The 20,595-nt window shown below is 69.6% G+C and carries 17 protein-coding genes and 1 pseudogene; 4 read left to right on the top strand and 14 right to left on the bottom strand.

Features of this window, described 5'->3' with window-relative positions; translation table 11 throughout:
• Window positions 1–7: 7 nt before the first annotated feature.
• Both BN1701_RS06890 and BN1701_RS06885 read right to left on the bottom strand, forming a co-directional pair.
• On the bottom strand, window positions 8–1,225 hold the full coding sequence (locus tag BN1701_RS06890; protein ID WP_054046562.1) for an MFS transporter: 1,218 nt from the start codon (window positions 1,223–1,225) through the stop codon (window positions 8–10).
• Window positions 1,222–1,791, bottom strand: a complete 570-nt coding sequence (locus BN1701_RS06885) for an ArsR family transcriptional regulator (RefSeq protein WP_067521087.1) — start codon at window positions 1,789–1,791, stop codon at window positions 1,222–1,224. The genes BN1701_RS06890 and BN1701_RS06885 overlap by 4 nt, the downstream gene beginning before the upstream one ends.
• A 74-nt stretch (window positions 1,792–1,865) precedes the next feature.
• Here BN1701_RS06885 and BN1701_RS06880 point away from each other — a divergent pair, with 74 nt between their 5' ends.
• Window positions 1,866–2,792 carry a 5'-3' exonuclease gene (locus tag BN1701_RS06880; protein ID WP_054046559.1) on the top strand — a complete coding sequence of 309 codons (927 nt, stop codon included), beginning with the start codon at window positions 1,866–1,868 and terminating at the stop codon, window positions 2,790–2,792.
• Here the strand turns inward: BN1701_RS06880 and BN1701_RS06875 are convergent.
• Entirely contained in the window at window positions 2,782–3,387 is a 606-nt protein-coding gene (locus tag BN1701_RS06875; protein WP_054046557.1) for a class I SAM-dependent methyltransferase, read from the bottom strand. The genes BN1701_RS06880 and BN1701_RS06875 overlap by 11 nt on opposite strands.
• Before the next feature lie 78 nt (window positions 3,388–3,465).
• Between BN1701_RS06875 and BN1701_RS36350 the strand changes: the two genes are divergently transcribed.
• Window positions 3,466–4,050: a TetR/AcrR family transcriptional regulator gene (locus BN1701_RS36350; RefSeq protein ID WP_054046555.1), complete on the top strand. Its 585-nt coding sequence runs from the start codon at window positions 3,466–3,468 to the stop codon at window positions 4,048–4,050.
• Between the two features lie 33 nt (window positions 4,051–4,083).
• Here BN1701_RS36350 and BN1701_RS06865 read toward each other — a convergent pair whose 3' ends face one another.
• The 9 genes from BN1701_RS06865 to pafA form a co-directional block, all read right to left on the bottom strand.
• Entirely contained in the window at window positions 4,084–4,716 is a 633-nt protein-coding gene (locus tag BN1701_RS06865) for a DUF4333 domain-containing protein (RefSeq protein WP_054046553.1), read from the bottom strand.
• Between the two features lie 163 nt (window positions 4,717–4,879).
• Window positions 4,880–7,651 carry an RNA helicase gene (locus tag BN1701_RS06860; RefSeq protein ID WP_054046551.1) on the bottom strand — a complete coding sequence of 924 codons (2,772 nt, stop codon included), beginning with the start codon at window positions 7,649–7,651 and terminating at the stop codon, window positions 4,880–4,882.
• 63 nt (window positions 7,652–7,714) lie between these two features.
• Complete coding sequence (tatC, locus tag BN1701_RS06855) at window positions 7,715–8,590, bottom strand: twin-arginine translocase subunit TatC (protein WP_082859687.1); 876 nt, start codon at window positions 8,588–8,590, stop codon at window positions 7,715–7,717.
• Between the two features lie 101 nt (window positions 8,591–8,691).
• Entirely contained in the window at window positions 8,692–8,997 is a 306-nt protein-coding gene (gene tatA, locus BN1701_RS06850) for a Sec-independent protein translocase subunit TatA (protein ID WP_054046549.1), read from the bottom strand.
• Entirely contained in the window at window positions 8,994–9,242 is a 249-nt protein-coding gene (locus BN1701_RS38090) for a bacteriophage holin (protein ID WP_172803195.1), read from the bottom strand. Before BN1701_RS38090 ends, tatA begins: the two co-directional genes overlap by 4 nt.
• 52 nt (window positions 9,243–9,294) lie before the next feature.
• Window positions 9,295–10,269, bottom strand: a complete 975-nt coding sequence (locus BN1701_RS06845) for a YafY family protein (RefSeq protein ID WP_054046547.1) — start codon at window positions 10,267–10,269, stop codon at window positions 9,295–9,297.
• Entirely contained in the window at window positions 10,266–11,240 is a 975-nt protein-coding gene (locus BN1701_RS06840; RefSeq protein ID WP_054046545.1) for a YafY family protein, read from the bottom strand. The genes BN1701_RS06845 and BN1701_RS06840 overlap by 4 nt, the downstream gene beginning before the upstream one ends.
• Before the next feature lie 229 nt (window positions 11,241–11,469).
• A complete protein-coding gene (locus BN1701_RS06835; RefSeq protein ID WP_054046543.1) occupies window positions 11,470–12,015 on the bottom strand; it encodes a GNAT family N-acetyltransferase in 546 nt (181 codons plus the stop codon).
• A 40-nt stretch (window positions 12,016–12,055) separates the two neighbouring features.
• Entirely contained in the window at window positions 12,056–13,414 is a 1,359-nt protein-coding gene (gene pafA / locus BN1701_RS06830) for a Pup--protein ligase (RefSeq protein ID WP_054046541.1), read from the bottom strand.
• Between the two features lie 160 nt (window positions 13,415–13,574).
• Between pafA and BN1701_RS06825 the strand changes: the two are divergent.
• Both BN1701_RS06825 and BN1701_RS06820 read left to right on the top strand, forming a co-directional pair.
• A pseudogene (locus tag BN1701_RS06825) lies at window positions 13,575–15,055 on the top strand (bifunctional phosphatase PAP2/diacylglycerol kinase family protein).
• Between the two features lie 10 nt (window positions 15,056–15,065).
• Window positions 15,066–15,911, top strand: a complete 846-nt coding sequence (locus BN1701_RS06820; RefSeq protein ID WP_054046540.1) for an MOSC domain-containing protein — start codon at window positions 15,066–15,068, stop codon at window positions 15,909–15,911.
• A 106-nt stretch (window positions 15,912–16,017) separates the two neighbouring features.
• On the opposite strand, the gene BN1701_RS06815 is transcribed toward BN1701_RS06820, so the two are convergent.
• Both BN1701_RS06815 and BN1701_RS37135 read right to left on the bottom strand, forming a co-directional pair.
• Window positions 16,018–16,992, bottom strand: a complete 975-nt coding sequence (locus tag BN1701_RS06815) for a LysR family transcriptional regulator (protein WP_054046537.1) — start codon at window positions 16,990–16,992, stop codon at window positions 16,018–16,020.
• A gap of 215 nt (window positions 16,993–17,207) precedes the next feature.
• Window positions 17,208–20,204, bottom strand: coding sequence for a S8 family serine peptidase (locus BN1701_RS37135; protein WP_157367798.1), 2,997 nt, complete (start codon window positions 20,202–20,204; stop codon window positions 17,208–17,210).
• Window positions 20,205–20,595 lie beyond the last annotated feature (391 nt).

Below are 20,595 nucleotides of genomic sequence, written 5' to 3'. Positions count from 1 at the left end.
GCTAGTTCTACCGCGCGACGAGTTCCGGCTTCGCGTCCATTTCGCGCCACACCGGGAACACCGCCGGGCACACCGTCGCGGCCAGGTAGGCCACGCCCGCCACGACCAGCGTCGGCCCGAGACCGACGACCTCCACCGCGAGCCCCGCCGCGACCGCGCCGATCGGGGCGCCGACCAGGACCGCCGCGGAGATCACGCCCAGCACCATCGGCCGCACGTCATCGGGAACCCGCTCGTACTCCACCACCCCGAGGATCGGGTTGATCGCCCCGCACAGCAGGCCAGACACCGCCATCGTCACCAGGATCACCGCCAGCCCCGGCTCGGCGGCCATCACGAAGTACCGCGGCGCACCGACCAGCAGGAACGCCACCGTGTAAGTGATCCGGCGCGGCAGCCGCAGGCCGACCCACGCGTAGAGCATCGTCCCCGCCATCGCGCACCCGCCGAACACACCGACGATCAGTCCTAACGCGACGGAACTGTGCAGGATGTCGTTGGCGTAGACCGGGATCAGCACCGAGGACAGCGCCGCGTCGAGCAGGTTCGTGACCATGACCATCACCATGATCGCCAGCATCAGCCGGTCACCGCGCAGGTAGGCGAAGCCGCGGCGCATCCGCTCGCGGTACCCGCCCTCGCTCTCCTCGGCCGTACCCACCTCCGGCACCAGCAACCCGATGATCAACGCCGACACCAGGAACGTGCCCGCGTCGACCAGGAGCACCTGTTGCGGACCGAGCACGGCGATCAACACCCCGGCCAGCGGCGCGCCGACCATCCGCGCGCCCCTGCTCACCCCGTCATAGGCACTCGACGCGCGTTCGGCGGACACACCCGACGAGGTGATCAGCGACGCCATCATCGCCCACCTGGCCGTCTCACCCGGCGCCCGCGTCAGCCCCAGCGCCGCCGCCAAGACCAGCAGCACCCCGAACGGCAGCCCGCCCACCGCGAACAGGACCGGGATCGCCGCGACCACGGCCGCCGCGGCCAGGTCCGACACCACGCTGCTGCGCCGCCTGCCCATCCGGTCGATCACCGGCCCACCCAGCAGGGCCGCGATCACCGCGCCCGCCACCTCGACGCCCGCGACCAGGCCTGTGCGCGCCGGACTGCCGGTCGTCTGCAACACGAACCACGGCACCGCCAGGAACGTCATCGTCGTCCCGCACACCGACAGCGCGTTGGCCCCGAGCAACGCGACCAAGGGGACCCGGCTCACGAGAGGTCCTCGTGCCGCAGCGGGAACGCCTGGAACTGCACCGCGACGTGCTGGTCGCCCGGCCGATTGACATGGCGGTAGCGCTCGACCACGGCCTCGATGTCGGCGAAGAACCGCGTGGCCTCGTCCGGGTCCATCGGCAGCACCCAGTCCGACATGTCCGACGTGTGCCGCCACGGCTCGTCCCAAGTGTGCCGCGCCCTGATGAACTCCACGGCACGCTCGTGATAGCCGTCGAGGATGTTGACCAGGTACGTGGCGAGCGCGTCCTGGACCTCCGGGTCCGCGGGCATCGTCTGCTCCCGCACCGTGGTGTAGTCCTGCGCCGCGCGCCACCACCGGTCGCGGCGGTTGCCGCGTTCGGTGTCCTCCTCGATGAATCCGGCGTCGGCGAGCTGGCGCAGGTGCCAGCTGGTCGTCCCCGAGCTCTCCCCCACCCGTTTGGCCAGCCCCGAGGCCGTCGCGGGGCCGTGCAGCCGCAGCAGCCCCAGCAGGCGGATGCGCAGCGGGTGGGCCAGGACTTTGAGGCCCTCGACGTTGACATGGTGGTAGGTCGGGTCCGTCATGACACCCACCATAGATCGCAGAGAGTTCTTTGCAAAGAAGTCTCTGCGATCGTTTTGTGGCAGGGTTAACGTTCGTGAGCGGACCCCTCGTGCTGCTGGACTCGGCCGGGCTGTACTTCCGGTCGTTCTACGCGCTCCCCGAATCCCTGACCTCCCCCGACGGCAAGCCCGTCAACGCCGTGCGCGGCTTCGCGGGCATGGTCGCCCAGATCATCACCGAGCGCCGCCCGTCGCGGCTGGTCGCCTGCCTCGACGCCGACTGGCGCCCGGCCTTCCGGGTCGCGGCGATCCCCAGCTACAAGGCCCAGCGCGTCGCCGACCCGGTGAACAACGTCGAGGAGGTGCCAGACACGCTCACCCCGCAGGTGCCGATCATCATGGAACTGCTCGACGCCGCGGGCATCTGCATGGCCGCCGCCGTGGGCTACGAGGCCGACGACGTCATCGGCACCCTGGCCGACCGGGAGACCGACGACGCGGTCGAGGTCATCACCGGCGACCGCGACCTGTTCCAGTGCGTCCGCGACTCCCCCACGCCGGTCCGCGTCATCTACGTCGGCCGCGGCTGGTCCAAGGCCGAGACCCTCGGCCCGCGCGAACTCAGCCAGAAGTACGGCCTGCCCGAACGCGGCTCCGCCTACGCCGACATGGCCGTCCTGCGCGGCGACCCGTCCGACGGCCTGCCCGGCATCGCGGGCATCGGCGAGAAGACCGCGGCCAAGCTGATCACCAAGTTCGGCTCGCTCGCCGCCTTGGTCGAGGCCGCCGCCGCGGGCAGCAAGGAGGTACCCCTGCGCGTCCAGTCCGCCTTCAAGGCGGACGCCGCCTACCTGGCCGCCGCCCCCAAGGTGGTCGCCGTGGCCACCGACGCGCCGATCCAGTTCCACGGCGAGGAGAAGCTGCCCGCCTCGGTGCTGGACCTCGAACGCGTCCGAGAACTGCAGGAACGCTGGGACCTCGGCGCCCCCGTCGACCGACTGATCGCCGCGATCACCGGATAGCGGTGAACGCGGCGACCGGCGGCCACGACGGCAGCTGGTCTGGTGCCTCGACGGTGTCGAACACATACCGGGCCGTGTCCAGCACGTCCACCCCGGCCCAGCGCGCGAAAGTCCGGTAGGCCCACCGGAACACGTGGTTCAGCGGGGTCGGGTCCACCAGGCGCAGGTCCATCACATAGAGGCGCCCGCCCGGCCGCAGTGCCGCGCGGGCGTTGACCAGGGTGGCCCTAACGTCCGGGGTGGCGCTGACCGCGAAGATCGACAGCGCCGCGTCGAACCCCTCGACCGCGAGCGTCGTCGCGTCGGCCTGCCGCACTTCGACGTTGTCCCAGCCGTGTGCCTCGACGAGCGCCTTGGCCTGCGCCACCATGACCGTGCTGCTGTCGATGGCCAGTACATAGCCGTCCGGGCCAACCGCTTCGCGCAGCATGGCCAAGTCCGTTCCGGAACCGCAGCCGATGTCGAGCGCGCGGTCGCCCGGCCTCAACTCCAGCGCCGCCTCCGCCAGCCTACGGAGATCAGCCCTGCCCTTGTTCCCCCGGAAGTCGCGCCCCCGCCCGACACGCCCGACCCGGTCCCAGTACTTCGTCGCCATGCCACCACTCCTTCTCGTGTTTACAATGCGTTCGCATCGTATCATCGATGCAATGCGGACGCATTGGAAAGAGGCAGGGTGCCCAAGCAGGTCGACCACGCCCAGCGGCGGCGAACGATCATCGAAGCGCTGTGGCGGCTGATCATCACCGGCGGGATCGAGTCCGTCAGCCTGCGTCAGGTCGCCGCCGAGGCCGGGGTGTCCATGGGCCAGGTCCAGCACTACTTCGACAGCAAGGAGTCGATGCTGCGCCACGCCCTCGAAGCGATGTCCGCGCGAGTCGGCGACCGGATGGGCGCGGCATACGCGGCTGCGGACGGGGTGCGGGCCAGGATCCGCGCGATGCTGGTCGAGACCCTGCCGCTGGACGAGACCCGACGCACCGAGGCGCTGGTCGGGTTCGCGTTCCTGATGCGCGCCACCGTCGACTCCCACACCGCCCGACACCTGCGGGACGGGTGGCGACAGGGGCACGAGCACCTCACCGGGATGCTCGCCGAGGCCACCACCGCCGACCCCGCCACCGAGGCCACGCTGCTGCTCTCAGTCGTCGACGGGCTCGCCCTGCACACCCTCGCAGGCCACCACACCGCGGCGACCGCCCTGGCCGCGCTGGACGCCGAACTGGCGCGGATCTTCGGCGGGAACGACTCGGGCGCGTGACCGAAGCGGTCACGCGCCCGAGTGAAGCCGGAACTACTTGTCGCTCGGCGGAGCGACCTCGTACTGGCCGTCAGTGTCGGTCTTGACGGTGATGTTGATCGTCTTGTCCTGGCCGTCGATCTTGGCGGTGCAGGTGAACTGGAGGTCCTTCTTGACCTCCTGCTTCTCCGGGCACGTCACCGACTCGACCTTCTCGATGTTGTACTTGTCGGTGAGGATCGACTTCACGCCCGCCTCGACGGCGGCCTTGTCGAACACCTTCGTGTTGAAAAAGCCCGGCGTGATGAAGCCGAGGACACCGACCGCGCCGACCGCGAGCACCGCGACCGTCACCAGGATCCAGATCCAGGTGTTGCTCTTCTTCGCGGGCGCACCCGGGTAGCCACCCATCGGCGGCGGGTAGCCACCGGGCTGGCCGTACGGGTTCTGCTGCTGCTGCTGCTGTGGATAGCCGCCACCCACCGGGTACTGCTGCGTGGGCTGCGGCTGCTGCTGCGGATAGCCACCCGGCTGCCCATACGGGTTCTGCTGCGGCGGCGGGTAGCCGCCCGGCTGCGCCGGGAACCCGCCGGCCGGAGTGCCCGGGGTGGGACCGCCACCGTAGGGCTGCTGCCCCCACTGATGCTGCGGGTCATTACCACCGGACGGCCCGTAAGGGCTGCTCATGTCTTGCCTCCGCCTGATCGAGGTAGCGCGCCCAATGCCCGAACACCGGACACCTCTGCGCGCGATCCAACCACAGCCGGGCGTCGGGTCCCACCCCGACCGCCCAGCGTGTCCCACAAAACCCGTTCGGCCCAGCGATCACCGATGATCCGAAACACGCCGGTCACGCCGTCGCCAGCGCCACAACGCCCCGCCGGATCGCCTTGACCGCCTCCGCCGCGGTCGCCCCGACCGGCTGATGCTCGCCAACGACGTCCCGGATCTGGTCGAGCAGATCGATCACCTGCCTGCACCAGCGCACGAAATCACCCGCCGACAGCTCATGGCCCGCCGAGTCGGCCGCCGTGATCACCTTCTCCAGCGACTCACCCCGCGCCCACCGGAACACCGTCCACGCGAAGCCAGGGTCAGGCTGGCGGGTGCGGTCGAGCCGGTGGTGACGCTCGTCGCTCTCCAACTCCGCCCACAACCGCGCGGTCGCCACCAGCGCGGCCTCGACCTCGCCACCGGGCACCCTAGGCTCCAGCGGCCCGTCGCGCCGCGCCTCGAACACCAGCGCCGAGACCACCGCCGCCAACTCCGCGGCGCCCAGACCATCCCAGACACCGTTGCGCAGGCACTCGGCGGCCAGCAGGTCGGACTCGCTGTAGAACCTGGCCAGCCGCTTGCCGTGCTCGGTCACCACCTGCTCGCCCTGCTTGTCCCCCGTGCCCGGAGCCAGATAGCCGCGCTCGGCCAGCAGCCCGCGAATCCGGTCGAACGCCCTGGCCAGCGAATGTGTCGTCGCCGCGACCTTGCGCTCGACCTGCTCGGTCTCCGACAGCAGTCGCTGATATCGCTCCGCCCACCGCGCGTGGTTCTCCCGGTCCTGACAGCCGTGGCACGGGTGCACCCGCAGCGCCCGCCGCGCCGCCGCCAACTCCGGGTCGTCGTCGGTTCCACCCCGGCGCCGCTCCCGCGCGGGGAGTTCGATCCCCGCCGCCCGCAGCGTCGAGGCCAGATCCCGGCGCGACCGCGGCGACCGAACATCCACCTGCTTGGGCAGCCGCACCCGGCCCAGCGCGGTCACCGGGTTCGGGAAGTCCGACACCGACAACCGGCCCGCCCAGCGGTCCTCGGTCACCACCAGCGGCCGCGGCTCGCCCATCGGGTCGAGCCCAGGATCGATCACGATCGCCAGCCCCGACCGGCGACCGGCGGGCACCGCGATCACATCGCCCTTGCGCAGCTGCTCCAACGAGTGCGCCGCCTCGGCACGCCGCGCCGTGCTGTTCTGCCGCGACAGCGCCTTCTCCCGGTCCGAGATCTGCTTGCGCAGCGCCGCGTACTCGGCGAAATCGCCCAGATGGCACGACATCGAGTCGGAGTACCCGGCCAGTGCCTCCCGGTTGCGCTCCACCCGCCGCGACAGGCCAACGACCGACCGGTCGGCCTGGAACTGCGCGAACGACTGCTCCAGGATCTCCCGCGCCTGCGCCGCGCCCAGCCGGTCGACCAGGTTGACCGCCATGTTGTAGCCGGGCTTGAACGACGACTTCAGCGGATACGTCCTGGTCGAGGCCAGCCCCGCCACCTGCTTGGGGTCCAACCCCGGCTGCCACACCACCACCGCGTGGCCCTCGACATCGATCCCGCGCCGCCCGGCGCGGCCGGTGAGCTGCGTGTACTCCCCCGGCGTCAGCTCGACATGCGCCTCACCGTTGTACTTGACCAGCTTCTCCAGCACGACCGTCCGCGCGGGCATGTTGATCCCCAGCGCCAGCGTCTCGGTGGCGAACACCGCCTTGACCAGCCCACGCAGGAACAGCTCCTCCACGGTCTCCTTGAACGCGGGCAGCAGACCGGCGTGGTGCCCGGCGAACCCGCGCTCCAACGCCTCCCGCCACTCCCAGAACCCCAGAACCGTCAGGTCGCCGTCGGGCAGCTCCCTGGTCTTCGAGTCGACGATCCGGCGCACCTCGGCGGCCTCGTCCTCGGTGTTGAGGCGCAACCCCGACCGCACGCACTGCGACACCGCGGCCTCACAGCCCGCCCGGCTGAACACGAAGATGATCGCGGGCAGCAGCCCCTGCGAGTCGAGCCGCTCGATCACCTCGACCCGCGACGGCGGCTTGAACCGCGGCCCACCCCGCTGACCCGAGGCCCGACCGCCGCGCGCGCGAGACCCGTGCCACGGCGCGTGCGCCCGCCCGACTTCCTCGGCCCGGCGCACCAGGTGCGGGTTGATGTGCAGCTCGGAGGAGCTCGGCTCGTCGCCTGCGAACAGGTCCAGCAACCGGTTGCCGACCAGCATGTGCTGCCACAGCGGCACCGGCCGGTGCTCGTCGACGACCACCGTCGTGTCGCCGCGCACCGCCACCAGCCACTCGCCGAACTCCTCGGCGTTGCTCACCGTCGCCGACAGCGACACGAGGTTGACCCACTCCGGCAGGTGCAGGATCACCTCTTCCCACACCGCGCCGCGGAACCGGTCGGCCAGGTAGTGGACCTCGTCCATCACCACATAGCCCAAGCCGTCGAGCGCGGAGGACCGTGCGTAAAGCATGTTCCGCAGGACCTCGGTGGTCATCACGACCACCGGCGCGTTGCCGTTGACCGAGGTGTCTCCGGTCAGCAGACCAACGGACTTGGCGCCGTAGCGCGCGGTCAGGTCGGCGAACTTCTGGTTCGACAGCGCCTTGATCGGCGTTGTGTAGAAACACTTGCGGCCCTCGGCCAGCGCCAAGTGCACCGCGAACTCACCCACCACCGTCTTTCCCGCGCCGGTGGGCGCGCATACGAGGACCCCGTGGCCACCTTCCAGCGCGCCGCACGCGTCGGCCTGGAAGGGGTCGAGATCGAAGGTCAGCTCGCCTGCGAACTGCGCGAGCTTAGGGCTGCTCACACGGCGACGGGAGGCCGCGTACGCCTCGGCCGGGGTGCGGGATACGGACACGACGCAAGGCTTTCACATCGGACCGACACGCGTCGCCCGCTATCCACAGGCCGGGCGACGCGATCAGGTCACGTCGTCGAGATCCTTGCCCAGCTCGGCCAGCGGCTTGCTCGGCGCCACCGGCGCCGCGCTCAGGTCCAGCGGCGTCGCCTCGTCGTCGCTGAGGCCCAAGTCCTCCGCGGCTTCCCGCTTGGCCTTGCGCTTGTCGTGGATCCGGGCGACCTGCACGGCCAGTTCGAACAACACCGTCATCGCCGCCGACAACACGATCATCGAGATCGGGTCGGTGCCCGGCGTGGCGACCGCGGCGAAGATGAAGAGGCCGAAGATGATCCCGCGCCGCCAACGCTTCAGATTCGCGTACGGAAGCACGCCGACCATGTTGAGCATGATCACCAACAGCGGCATCTCAAAGCTCACACCGAAGATCAGCAGCATGACCAGCACGAACGAGATGTAGTCCGTGGCGTTCAACGCGGTGATGAACGCGTCGCCACCGAAGCTGACCAGGACCTCAAGGCCCTGCGGGATCACCAAGAACGCCAGCACCGCGCCCGCGGCGAACAAGATCGAGGCGAAGAACACGAAGATGTACGCGAACTTGCGCTCCCGCGAGTACAGGCCGGGGGTGATGAACGCCCACAACTGGTACAGCCACAGCGGAGCGGTCACGACCATGCCCGCCGCGATACCGACCTTGAAGTTCACCATGAAGGCTTCGAAAGGCTTCGTCTGGAACAGCTGACACTTGTCGTTCGGCGAGAACCGAACGTCACTGGGCAGCTCGCAGTAGGGGCCCAACAACACCTTGCTCAGCGAGGGAATCGGTCCGATGTCGTACATGAACCACAGGAAGCCGAAAACACCGCCCAGCAGGATGGAGAGGATCGCCAAACCCAACCTGTTACGAAGCTCGTACAGGTGATCCTTCAACGACATTGTGCCGTCGGGATTGTGCCGACGACTGCGGATCTTCCGCTTCTCGCGACGGCTTCCATCCCGGCGGGGCGTATCACGCACCACCGTGCGAACCGTTCCTCTCAGCTCGCGTTTTTGTGCGGCTGGTTCTGCTGGTTGACCTTGGCCTGCAGCTCATCGATCTGCTTCTGCAGCTGCTCCGGGGTCTGCACCGGCGCGGCGGCGGCGGGCAGCTGCTGCGGGGTGGCCGGGGCCGCGTCGGGCTTGGCCTCCTCGGACTTCTCGTCCTCGCGCATCCCCTTGGTCTCCGCCTTGAGGATGCGCATGGACTGCCCGAGCGAGCGCGCCATGGCAGGCATCTTCCTCGCACCGAACAGCAGCACGATCACCACTGCGATGATGAGGATCTCCCACGGTCCCAGATTCACGGCCGTCCTCCTGTCTGCATTCGCCTTGTCGATGGTACGCGCCCGGCGGACCGCTTCCGTTCGGCGAGCGCGACCCCGATGGCGGCGGACCTGGCCCTGAGGAACCCGGTCTTGTCACCGAAGGTCGTCTTCGCCGCCGCGAGAGCGGCCCGCACCCGACCCAGCCCACTAACCAGGCGGACCAGAGCTAATCCAAGCAGTACCAGCCCAGCCAGGGCTAGTACCGCGATCGGCAGGTACGGCACGACGAAACCCTACCTGGTCCGCGGTCACTCCCGGCACAGACGCCGGCGGACATCAGGTGGCCGCGAGGTAACGATCAATCCGCGTCACCGCGGCCGCGGCCTGCGCCCGCAGTTCGTCGGCCAAGTGGGGCGGTTCCTCGACGCTGACCTCGCCGCCGAGGCCGAGCAGCAGCCGCACGATCCACGACGTGTCGGAGTACCGCATCGACACCCGCAGCCTGCCCGCGCCCAGCTCCTCGACGTCCTCGACCGGGTAGTACTCCGAGATCCAGCGCGCGTCCGGCTCCAGCACGAGCCGGGCCACCGACTGGTCCGGGGCGGCCCGGAACAGACCCGCCGAGACGTCGGTCGGCTCGGCGTAGGGGGGCGGCGCGGCGGGCTCGTCGAGCACCGCCAGCTCGTCGATGCGGTCGAGCCGGAACAGCCGGACCGCCTCGGCCCGCCTGCACCAGGCCTCCAGGTAGCCGCGGCCCTCGACGATGAGCACCCGCATCGGGTCGACCGTCCGCTCGGTCACCTCGTCCTTGGAGGCGGTGTAGTACGCCATCCGGATCGCCCGACCCGCCTGCAGAGCGGCCTGGACGGACTCTCGGACCTTGACCGTCTCCGCGGCCTCGCGCACGCCCAGACCCACCGCGACCCCGGCGGGCTGCGCCTGGCCCGCGGCGACCTCGATCTTGGCGACGGCCCTGCGGATCGCGTCCGCGTCGACCACCCCGGGGGTGTCGACCAGGGCGCGCAGCGCCACCAGCAGTGCGGTCGCCTCGGCCCCGGTGAGTCGCAGCGGCCTGCGCATGCCCGCGTCGAAGGTGACGGTGACGGTGTCCTCGTCGAACGAAATGTCGATCAGGTCGCCCGGGCCGTAGCCGGGCAGCCCGCACATCCAGAGCAGCTCCAGGTCCTTGCGCAGCTGCTTGGTGGTGACCTCGAAGTCGGCGGCGGCCTCCTCGATGCGGATCCCCGGCCGGGCGATCAGATAGGGCACCAGCGCCAACAGCCTGGGCAGGCGATCCTGCGCGGCGGTCATCGTGCCTCCCCCGCGACCGCGATCAGTCGCTCCCGCACCGACTTGGCCAACACCTCAGGCTCCATCACGACGACATCGGCGCCGTATCCGGCCAGCCATCCCGCCGCCGTGTCGGGGAAGCGCAGCTCCAACTCCAGGACGTCGCCCGCCACCCCGTCGATGTCCTGCCTGTCCACGACCGTCGCCCGCCGCCGCACCCCGGCGGCGCGGCCGTCGGCCACCCAGACCCGGATGGTGGACGAGTGGACCGCTTCACCGCCGGTGTTGGCCACGAACTGCATCAGGTCGACGTTCTCGGGCCTGCGTACCTGCCCTGGTTTGCCCACCTTGCGAACCTCGCCGACCACCCGCGACAGCCGAAAGCAGCGCGGCGCCCCTCGGTCGCGGTCGTGGCCGACGACGTACCAGCGGCCCCGCCAGGAGACGACGCCCCACGGATCGAGCACCCGGTCGGTGACCTCGGCCGGCGAGGGCTTGCGGTAGCCGAACGACACCGCCTGCCCGTCCTGCACCGCCGCCAACAGCGGCGCGAACGCGGGCTCGGACGTACGAACCTTGGACTCGACGATCGCGGGCGCGGCCTGGTCGACATCCACCCCAGCCGCCCGCAGCTTCAACAGGGCACCGTGCGCGGCTCCCGTGAGCTGCGGGGAGTCCCACAGCCGCACCGCCAACGCCACCGCGGCGGCCTCGTCGGGCTCCAGGTCGATCTCGCCGAGCTCGTAATCCCGCCGCGCGATGCGATAGCCGTCAACGGTGTCGAACACCGAGTTGCGGCCCACCTCGAGCGGGATGCCCAGGTCGCGCAGCTCGGTCTTGTCCCGCTCGAAGGTACGGAAGAAGGCTTCATCTGTGGGCGCGTCGGAGTAGCCGGGGACGATCCCCCGAATCCGATCGGCGCTGAGGTACTGGCGAGTCGACAGTAGGCACAGCACCAGATTCACCAAGCGCTCGGCGCGTGCGACGGACACCTGCGCACCATAACGTGCCCGCACCCTGCACCTTCACCCAACACACCGAACATGCGTGCGAATCCCCCACCCGACGACGGATTCCGCGCGGCCCAGGTCCTGGCGCTTTTCCCCTATTTCCTCTCACCGGCACCCCATCGGGGGAACGCCACCATCGGATATCTTGATAGCTAATAGCGAATAATGAGATCCATGGAGCAGCCTCAAGGCCTTGAAGGAGACGTGTGGGTCAGCGTGGTTTGGTAAGGCGCCAGCGGACGTCGACGCCGTCCTCAGCCGACGTGATCGGATCCTGCGGCGGCGAGACCCGAGCGACCTCGGTGAAGCCGAGTTTGCGCGGAATGGCGCCGCTGCGGACGTTGGCCGAGTCGTGCACGATCTCAACGAACTGGACGCCCGGTAGCCCGAAAGCGGTCTCGACCAGCAGAGCCGCGGCCTCCAGCGCCGCGCCGCGGCCGACGTGGGCGGGGTGCAGCCAGTACCCGATCTCGATGCCGCCCGGGCCGACCCTGGCCATCAGCGAGCAGCTCCCGACGATCGCGCCGTCGATGGTGATCGAGTAACCGAACTCCGTGCCCGCGTCCCACGCCACGTCGACGTCGGCGAGGTGCCCTCGGATGGTGTCCTCGGTGACACCGCCCAGCGTCCACGACATCCACGGGCGCAGGTGGGGCAGGGCCGCATCGACCACCGCCCACAGCTCAGCCAGGTCGCTGGGACGCTTGCGGCGCAGGACGACGATGTCACCGGTCAGGACAGGCGAAGGGCGGACCATGCGGGGATCGTCCCCACAAGGCCCGCCCTCGGCAACCGACTTACAGCGAAGCGATCAGACGTTCGACACGCTCGTCCACCGCGCGGAACGGGTCCTTGCACAAGACGGTGCGCTGGGCCTGGTCGTTGAGCTTGAGGTGGACCCAGTCGACGGTGAAGTCGCGGCCCGCCTGCTGTGCCGCGGCGATGAAGTCGCCGCGGAGTTTGGCCCGGGTGGTCTGCGGCGGGGTGTCCTTGGCGGCCTCGATCTCGCCGTCGTCGGTCACCCTGGACACCAGGTCCTTGCGCTGGAGCAGGTCGAAGATGCCCCGGCCGCGTCGGATGTCGTGGTAGGCCAAGTCGAGTTGGGCGATGCGGGCGCTGGACAGATCCAGGTTGTGCTTGGCCTGGTAGCGCTCCACCAACCGGTGCTTGATCGCCCAGTCGATCTCGCGGTCGATCTTGGTGAGGTCCTGCGCCTCGATCGCGTCGAGGACCTTGCCCCACATGTCGACCACGCGCTGGGCCAGCGGGTCGGGCGAGCGGCGGGCGACGTGCTCGACGGCCTTGGCGTAGTACTCCCGCTGGATGTCGAGCGCCGACGCCTCGCGGCCTCCCGCGAGCCGGACCAGCCTGCGGCCGGTGAGGTCGTGGCTGATCTCGCGGATGGCGCGGATGGGGTTGTCCAGGCTGAAGTCCCGGAACTGGACGCCGTCCTCGATCATCTCCAGGACCAGGTTCGCCGTACCGACCTTGAGCAGCGTCGTCGGCTCGGCCATGTTCGAGTCGCCGACGATGACGTGCAGGCGGCGGTAGCGCTCGGCGTCGGCGTGGGGCTCGTCGCGGGTGTTGATGATCGGGCGCGACCTGGTCGTGGCGCTGGAGACGCCCTCCCAGATGTGCTCGGCGCGCTGGGACAGGCAGTACACCGCGCCGCGCGGGGTCTGCAGGACCTTGCCCGCGCCGCAGATCAGCTGCCGGGTGACCAGGAACGGCAGGAGCACGTCGGCGATGCGGGAGAACTCCCCGGCCCTGGTGACCAGGAAGTTCTCATGGCAGCCGTAGGAGTTGCCCGCCGAGTCGGTGTTGTTCTTGAACAGGAAGATGTCGCCGCCGATGCCCTCGTCGGCGAGTCTGCGTTCGGCATCGACGAGCAGATCCTCCAGGATCCGCTCCCCCGCCTTGTCGTGGGTGACGAGTTGGACCAGGTCGTCGCACTCCGCCGTCGCGTACTCGGGGTGTGATCCGACATCCAGGTAGAGGCGTGATCCATTGCGCAGGAAGACGTTCGAGGAACGCCCCCACGACACCACGCGCCGAAACAAGTACCGCGCGACCTCGTCCGGGGACAGCCTGCGCTGTCCGTGGAACGTGCAGGTCACGCCGAATTCGGTCTCGATTCCGAAGATCCGCCGCTGCATCCTTCTAGCCTATGCGCAAAGACCGACAACATCAGAGCGCCGATCGGGGCGGTCCACCTATCCGTTATCGACCGTTTCGGTCACCGGCCGTTCACCTAGTGCAGCACCAGGGCCGGGTCGTCAAGCGGGCGGCTGCGCCGTCCTGTTGAATCAGGGGATCATGTTCGGTCATGTCAAGCGCTCCGCGCGCCGCGTAAACCGGCTGGACCAGGCGCTGGTCAGGGCCACCGCGGCGCTGCCCACCTCCCCCGTCGACCGCGGACTCAAGCGGCTGTCCATGGCGGCCAACCACGGCGGACTGTGGTTCGCCGTCGCCGCCATCCTGGCCGCCAAGAAGGGCCCGACCCGGCGGGCGGCCGTCCGAGGCGTGGGATCGATCGCGATCGCCAGCGCGTCGGCCAACCTCGTCGGGAAGAACCTGTTCCCGCGCAGGCGGCCCGCCGCCGAGTTGCTGCCGATACCGCGGCGGCTGACCAAGCGCCCGATCAGTTCGTCGTTCCCGTCGGGACACTCGGCCTCGGCGGTCGCGTTCACCACGGGGGTGGCGATGGAGTGCCCCCAAGCCGCCGCCGTCCTGGCCCCGGTGGCCGCCGCGGTGGCCTATTCCAGGGTGCACACCGGCGTGCACTGGCCCAGCGACGTCGCCGCGGGCGCGGCGATCGGCGTCGGTGCCGCGTACCTGGTGCGGCACTGGTGGCCGGTGGTCAAGCCGACAGCCGCCCATACCGCCCACTCAGCGGCCGTCGAGCCCCTCCCCGCAGGCGAGGGCCTGCTCGTGCTGGTCAACCCCAATTCCGGCCTCGGCGACGACCCCACCGACGAGCTGGCCGAACGCTGGCCCATGGCGACCGTGATCAACCCGACGCCGGGGACGAACCTGATCGACAGCCTGTCCGACGAGGTCAAGGCCACCCCGGGTATCCGCGCGCTCGGCGTCGCGGGCGGGGACGGCACCGTCGCCGCCGTCGCCGCGGTAGCCGCGGAGTTCCAGCTGCCGCTGGTGCTGATCCCGGCGGGCACGCTCAACCACTTCGCCCGCGACATCGGTGTGGAGACCGCCGATGACGCCGCTGCCGCCGTCGCCGATGGCCGCGGCGTCGAGATCGACCTGGCCGGAGTGGAGATCATCGACCGCTGGGGGCCGAGCGGCACCGCTGGTTCGTCAACACCGCCAGCGTCGGCGGCTACCCCGAGATGGTCCGGATGCGGGAGAAGCTGGAGTCGAAGGGCTGGCCCAAGTGGCCCGCGGGTGCGGTGGCCATGTGGCGCTCGCTGCGCCGTGCCCAGCCGATCCGGATGGCGCTGGACGGCAAGCCGCACCTGGTGTGGTGGCTGTTCGTGGGCAACGGCATCTACGACCCGAAGGGCTTCGCGCCCACCCGCCGCCCGGCCTTGGACACCGGTTTGCTCGACGTTCGCTACCTGCGCGCCGACGTGCCGTTCTCCCGTGCCCGGTTCGTCCTGGCCACCCTCGCCCGCACGCTGGGCACCAGCCACGTGTACCGCGAACTCGACGTCCCCGAACTGGACGTCCACCTGCTCGACGGGCACCGGCGGATCGCCACCGACGGCGAAGTCGGGCCCCTGGCCAACCGGTTCTGTTTCCGCTCACGCCCGCGGGCGCTCTCGATCTACCGGTAGTTTCGGCGCTGTGGCGACCGTCGTTGAGCTGAACACCTATCCGATCAAGGGCTGCGCGGGCGTCTCCGTCGCGGACGCGGTCACGACGGCGGCCGGGTTGGCCCACGACCGCGCGTTCATGGTCACCGACCTGACCGGGTTGTTCCGCAGCCAGCGCCGCTCCCCCCGGCTGGCCACGATCCGGCCCTCCGTCACCGACACCGGCGACCGGATCACGCTGCGCGTCGACGGGATGGAGCCGATCGAGGTCCCGGTCGATCTCACCGCGCCGCGCCGAGACGTGACGCTGTTCAAGGCGCCGTATCAAGGCATCGACCTCGGCGACGACGCGGCGGCCTGGCTGTCCGACGCGCTGGGCGAGGCGAGCAGGCTGGTGCGGGTGCCGCCCGAGCACGACCGGGTCACCGACGGAGAGGTGCCCGGCACGTCCGGCTACGCCGACAGCTCGGCGGTGCACCTGCTGAGCCTGGCGACGCTCGCCGAGTTGAACGGCAGGCTGGTGCGGCGGGGATCCGCCGCGCTGCCGCTGGACCGCTTCCGGGCCAATATCGTGGTCGACGGCTGGGACGAGCCGTCCGTCGAGGACCGGCTGCGCCACCTGCGGATCGGTGCCTGCGAACTCGCCTACACCAAACTCGCCATCCGCTGCGCGGTCACCACCGTCGACCAGGGCGCGGGCGTCAAGGCCGGACCGGAGCCGCTGCGCACCCTGGCCGACTACCGCCGCACCGAGGACGGCGTCGCGTTCGGCGCGAAGTTCTCCGTCGTGCGCCCCGGCAAGCTGTCGGTCGGCGACCCGGTCGAGGTCAACACGTGGGGCGAGCCGGAGTTCTCATCAAACCAGTGGCCCGGATAGACCGGCGCCTAAGGGAACCGTGCCGGCAACCGACCACGGTTCCCAACGGGCGCGAGGTTGCCTCGATCGGTGACCAAGCCCAAGAATTCCGGGGAGGCGGCCTAGCCTAGCGGCGGCCCGCCGCTTCGGCTGGGGCGTCCTTGTTGGCGTCCCACCAGGCCGCGAACAGCGGATTGGTGTCCGAGAGCTGCGAGTAGGCCGACAGCAGCGACGCGGGCGCCGACTCGATGCCGCCCGCGAGCGTGCTCTCCTCGTTCCAGATCAAGACGACCTCCATGCGCAGCGGCGTCCCGACGATCGCACGGATCACCAGCCCGCTGCCTTCGCGGGCGACCGGCTTGGCCAGCGTCACCGCCCCGGCCTGCACCAGCGCCCGGGTGGTCGTCGTGTCGGAGACCTCGTACTTGATCCGCGGGGTGAAGCCGCTGCCCGCGCACGCGCGCACCAGAGCGAGCTGCTCGGGCACATCCGCGATGGGCGGCAGCACCCAGCTCTCCTCGGCCAGGTCGCGCAGCTCCAGGTCACCCACGTCGGCGAGGCGGTGGCTCTCGGAAAGGCCGACGAAGAGCGGCGCGCTGAGCATCACCCGGCTGTGCACCTGGGGCGGCATCGGCGTGCGGAAGCCGGGGCTCTCCTCCAGGACGGCGAAGTCGATCTTACCATCGGCCACCTTGCGGACCAGGTCGGTCGGGCTGCTGTCGACTTCCAGAGCGATCTCGGTGCCAAGGCGTTCGGCGATGGCCGTGGCGAACAGCGGCACGATCAGACCGGGCAGCCCGCCGACCCGGACCGTGCCCGCGACGGTGACCGCTTGCGTGCGCTGCTTGATCCCAGCCATCAGGTCGTCGACGTCGCTGAGCACCGCACGGGCGGACGAAAGCACATAGGTGCCCAGGTCAGTGGGCACGACCCCGGTACCGGACCTGGCGAACAGCATTCCGCCGACGCGCCGCTCCAGGCGTTGGAGCTGGGCGGTCAACGCGGGCTGGGACACCCCGAGCTGGACCGCTGCCTTGGACAGGCTCCCGGCGTCGGCGACGGCGATGATGACTCGGAGGTGGCGAAGTTCAAGCTCGTGCACACCAAAGTTATGCCCGCTGAGCCGACGTTATGCAAATTTCTGGGCCCCCCGTGGGACAGTCCACACAATTTCGACTCCGAGCGTGTAAAACCGGGTCCGGCGACGTCTACCCAAGACGTCGCCGGACCCAGACCACCATTGGTGATCAACTTCAGTACACCGTGGCGCGGCCGGTTCGCGCCGACCGCGCCACGGGTGTCTTCACGACCCGCTGACTAGGAGACAGTCAGTGCGGCGTCGTCCACCGCGAAGGTCGTCTGGAGGGAGTAGTCCTCCGTCGCGATCCACCGCAGGCGGATGGTCTGACCCTTGTAGGCCGACAGGTCGTACGTCTTCTGAACGTAGGACGTGCTCTTGTTCAGGTTCGAGAGTGTGCCGAGGGTGGTCAGCACCGTGCCCGAGCTGTTGAGCACCTGCAGCTGCAGCTTGTCGTACTGGGTGGAGGTGGTGTTCTCCGCCGTGTCGATCCGGACCCAGTAGCTCGCGCTCACGCTGGTCGCGGTGGACGGGATGGTCACCTGCTGGTACAGGTTCTCCGTCGTCGTCCTGCCGTTGCCGCCGAACCCTGCCCACCAGGTGCCGCCGTGGGTCGGGCGGCTCGTGGAGTTGGTGATGACTCCGGTGGTGGACCCGCTCCAGCCGGTGTTGCCGGACTCGAAGCCCGCGTTGGTCAGCAGCTGCGTGGGCGTGGTGGTGCTGGTGACGGCCCAGGTGAACGCGGTGTTGCCGCTGCCACCCTTGCCGTCGGTGACCGTGACGGTCACGTTGCTGTTCCCGACGGTGGTCGGGGTGCCGGAGATCAGGCCGTTGCCTGCCCCGATACTCAGGCCAGCGGGCAGGCCGGACGCGGCGTAGGCGAGGGTGTCGCCGTTGGCGTCGGTCGCCTGGATCTGCACGTTCACCGCGGTGTTGACCTTGGTGGACTGGTTGCCGGGGTTGGTGACGACCGGGTTGGCGTTGGTGCCGCCGGTGGCGAACTTGCCGTCGACGACCAGCGCGAACTTCTGCGGGCCGGACGGCACGTTGAAGCCGCGCACCCGAACGGTCCACTCACCCGCGGCGGGGTTCTGGATGTAGACGTTCTCCAGGTTGTTGCGCCGGTCGGCGGTGCCGCCCGCGTTCGACCAGCCGCCCGCGAAGACGTTGCCGCGGTAGACGGTGCCGCTCGGCGACACGACCTCAAGGTCGAGGTCGTTGACCAGGGTGACGGCCGCGTTGACCGCCGCCTCCTTGTCCGAGTACGCCGCGGTGATCTTGAGCGGCTGGCCCGCCTCGACGTTGTACTTGGTCTCCGACAGGCCGCCGGTGGCCAGGCCGGCCGCCGCCTCGTCGACGTACTTGGCGGTGCCCGCGGTGGCCTTGTCGAGGTTCACGAAACCCCAACCCTCGTGCGCGTTCGGCACGGGGAGGTCGTTGTCGTTGGCGCCGTCCTCGTTCTCGTCGAGCAGGTCGGTGGCCGAGTTGACCAGCGTGCCCTTGACCAGCGCGGCCGTGGCGTTGACGCCGTACTTCTTGTTGTAGAAGTCGCGGACCACCGTGGCGCCGCCCGCGGCGAGCGGGTTCGACATCGACGTGCCGCTGAAGTACTTGTAGTCGTCGTTCAGCGGGAAGCCGTAGCCGTCGTGCTGCGGGGCACCGTTGATGGGCTTGTTGGCCCCGGCGCCGTCGTACTGCTGCTGGTACTGGTCGGAGTAGCCAGACAGGATCCACGAACCGGGCGCGACGATGTCCGGCTTGATCCGGCCGTCGTCGGTCGGGCCGCGGCTGGAGAACGCGGTGACCTGCTGCGGGTTGCCGGTCTGCGGATCGGACTTGATCGGCTCGGTCGGGTAGTCGTCCGGCCACCAGTCGCCCCAGGTCGGGATGATGTTCTGGCCGTTGACGTCGCGGCAGGACCGGTTGTTGAAGGTGGCCTGCTCCTTCGCGGTCTGCGGAAGGTAGGTCAGGTTCGCGTCGCACGGCGACTGGAGCTTGCCGTTCTCCGACGCGCCGACGGTCAGCACGTTCTTGCCGGTCGCTGGGGCGCCGATCGAGTCGTTGTCGATGACACCGTCGCGGTTGGCGTCGATGCCCTCGTTGCCCGCGCTGAAGGTGATCAGCATGTCGCGGTGCTCGTTGATGAACTTGTCCGCGGCCTGCGAGTTGTCGGTGTACTGGCCCGCGGCGGCCGAGCCCCACGAGTTCGCGTGGATGCGCGCGCCGTCGGTGTAGGCCTGCTGGAACAGCTGGGTCAGGTCGTCGGGCAGACCGAGCAGGTAGTAGCCGTCGGGGTACTGTGCGGCGCAGGCGCCCTGCATGTCGACGTAGTCCTCGACAGCCTGGAACACCAGCCGGGCGCCGTACGCGGCGGCTTTGCCGGTGCCGTTGGCCATGCCGTCGCCGACCACCGAGACCGCGACGTGCGTGCCGTGGCCGCTGTCCTCGTCGGCGGCGCCGTTGCCCTGCACGTCGTAGCAGCCCGCAGAGTCGGCGGCGACCCACGCGCGGACCGCCTGGATGCGCGCGGCCGGGATGTCAGGGTGCGCGGTGGCGGCGGTGCCACCGCCGAGGCCGGTGTCGGCGACCGCGACGGTCTGGGTGGAACCGTCGTAGCCGCGCGCGTTCGCCTGGGTGGCCCGCATGAGGGTGCCCGCGGCGTGCTCGTTGTGCTTCTCCTGGATGCGGAACTTGTCGATGAACGCGACGTCCTCGATGCCCGCGATCTTGCCCGCCTGCGTCGGGTCGGCGGCCAGCAGCAGGGTGCCGTCCTCCGCCTTCGACACGACCGCGCCGGTGGCCTCGGCCGACTTGCGCAAGGCACCCAGGTCGATGCCGCTCTCGGCGCGGACCTTGTAGATGCCCGCCTTGCCCTCGTCGATCTTGGCCTTGGCGTCCTTGGTGACCTTCCACGCGGACTGGAAGCGGCCGACGTAGTGCACGCCCGCCAGCTTGGCCGCGCGGTTCGCCTGGCCCGGGTTCATCCGGACCTTGAAGGCGTTGTCGGGGATGTACTCGACGATGTGGGCGCCGATGGCGGTCAGCCCGGCCTTCCACTCCTCGCGGACGGGCCCGCTGAACTGCACCAGGTAGCTGCCGCGTTCGGCGGCGCCCAGGGTCTTGGTCTCCAGGCCCTGCGGCAGCTTGGCCAAAGCACTCGGGTAGAACTCGCCGGTCACGAGACGGATGGGGGACTCAGGCTCTGGTGCGGCGTTGGCGAATCCGGGAATCGCCACGGCGGCACCCACGAGCGCGACTGAGACAGCGAGCGTGATCGCTCGTCGTCTCGGCGTGGCACCGAGCATGGGTGTGTCCTCAATGTGCTGGGAGCAGGGACCGAATCGCCTTGTTGGACGGGTCTGCCCTCACGCGACCATTGATCGCCCAACCAGGTGAATCGTTGAATCGGACTATGACTGGCGTTGAAGCCGTTCCACCTATCCCGGAACGCCATAACATCGGCGTGAGCTGCGGTTATGGCGCTGTGTTGACATGGTCGTAACCGTAGGCAACGCGATGTCGTCCCGCTATTTGGGCAAAGTGTTGGGCCGTTCGGGCTCGTCTTCGACATCGCGGGGGACTTGTGGGCGCGGCCTCGTGTCTTGGTGGCAAGGGATTGCCTTGCCA

Origin of the sequence: Alloactinosynnema sp. L-07 (assembly GCF_900070365.1) — a bacterium.
GTDB lineage: Bacteria > Actinomycetota > Actinomycetes > Mycobacteriales > Pseudonocardiaceae > Actinokineospora.
This window is presented reverse-complemented; position numbering and strand designations above follow the sequence as displayed.

What these genes read in the sequence shown, in the direction of transcription:
- BN1701_RS06875 (WP_054046557.1), bottom strand. Translation starts at nt 3,387, where the DNA reads ATGGCGACGAAGTACTGGGACCGGGTCGGGCGTGTCGGGCGGGGGCGC.
- BN1701_RS06885 (WP_067521087.1), bottom strand. Translation starts at nt 1,791, where the DNA reads ATGACGGACCCGACCTACCACCATGTCAACGTCGAGGGCCTCAAAGTC.
- BN1701_RS06845 (WP_054046547.1), bottom strand. Translation starts at nt 10,269, where the DNA reads ATGACCGCCGCGCAGGATCGCCTGCCCAGGCTGTTGGCGCTGGTGCCC.
- BN1701_RS06835 (WP_054046543.1), bottom strand. Translation starts at nt 12,015, where the DNA reads ATGGTCCGCCCTTCGCCTGTCCTGACCGGTGACATCGTCGTCCTGCGC.
- BN1701_RS06865 (WP_054046553.1), bottom strand. Translation starts at nt 4,716, where the DNA reads ATGAGCAGCCCTTACGGGCCGTCCGGTGGTAATGACCCGCAGCATCAG.
- pafA (WP_054046541.1), bottom strand. Translation starts at nt 13,414, where the DNA reads ATGCAGCGGCGGATCTTCGGAATCGAGACCGAATTCGGCGTGACCTGC.
- tatC (WP_082859687.1), bottom strand. Translation starts at nt 8,590, where the DNA reads ATGTCGTTGAAGGATCACCTGTACGAGCTTCGTAACAGGTTGGGTTTG.